General features: G+C 43.7%; 1 protein-coding gene. It reads left to right on the top strand.

Translation table 11 applies throughout. From position 1 onward, the window contains the following. Positions 1 to 107 precede the first annotated feature (107 nt). Positions 108 to 1,189: CapA family protein (locus AAFP11_RS21230; protein ID WP_341738860.1), on the top strand; the 1,082-nt coding region annotated here is incomplete at its 3' end.

Below are 1,189 nucleotides of genomic sequence, written 5' to 3'. Positions count from 1 at the left end.
CTTGGCTTTACATGGCTGGTTTGAGTCTAATTTTAGTGCCGATATCTGGGATTGTTCTAGCTACTCAACTTTACAAATCGCCAAGCACCGCTGCTACTGAGACTGAAATGCCCCAGGCGGAGGTACCGGAAGTGCGATCGATAGACTCCCCATCACCAACTCCCCAAGCCATCCCCACTCCAAAAACACCGCCCGTAGCAGCCAAAAAAACCGTCACAGCACCCGCAACTGTCAGCATCAAAGCAGTGGGGGATATTATCCCAGGTACGAATTTTCCCTACAACAAATTACCTCAAAAAAAGGAGGTTTTATTTGAGTCGGTTAAACCGCATTTGAAAGGAGCTGATATTCTATTTGGCAATTTTGAAAGCACTATGACGGACCATCCTTACAGCTCGAAAGGAGGGGGCGGAGGTATGCTGTTTGCCTTTCGCACACCTCCGAGTTATGCAAAAATCTTGAAAGATGCTGGTTTTAATATTTTGAATATTGCCAACAATCATTCCTACGATTTTAACGAGCAGGGATTTAAGGATACGATTAAAAACATTGACAGCAATGGGATGAAAGCCGTTGGTAAAAGAGACCAAATTGTCTATAAAAATGTCAAAGGTGTGAATTTTGCTTTTATCGGTTTTAGCAACTACGGCGAAGTTCACAATTCGTTATTGGAACTAAAGGCTGGGGCGGAAATTGTCAAAAAAGCTAAGGAAAAGGCTGATATTGTGGTGATATCTGTTCATGCCGGTGCGGAAGGAACGGGGGCTTTGAATGTGCGAAATAAAAATGAATTTTTTGCTGGTGAAAACCGGGGAAATATGGTTTTGTTTTCGCGAACAATGATTGATGCGGGTGCGGATTTGATTTTGGGACACGGGCCCCATGTTGCGAGGGCGATGGAACTTTATAAGGGGAAATTGATTGCTTATTCGCTGGGCAATTTTATGGGCTATCGTACTTTGTCAACTGTGGGAGAATTGGGTAAATCTCTGATTTTGGATGTGAAGATGAATCCGCAGGGTGATTTTGTATCTGGTAAGATTATTCCGATCGCACTTAATGGCCAGGGTATTCCGTCTTTGGATGATGATTTTAGGAGTGTGAAGTTGATTCGGCGTCTGACGAAAAGCGATTTTCCTAATGCTGGTTTGAGTATTGGCGACGGGGGACAGATTGTGAAGCAGAGTAA

This window comes from Microcoleus sp. CAWBG640, from assembly GCF_020883015.1.
Lineage (GTDB): Bacteria > Cyanobacteriota > Cyanobacteriia > Cyanobacteriales > Microcoleaceae > Microcoleus > Microcoleus anatoxicus.
The sequence above is the reverse complement of the archived record's forward strand: the minus strand, read 5'-3'. Positions and strand labels throughout refer to the sequence as shown.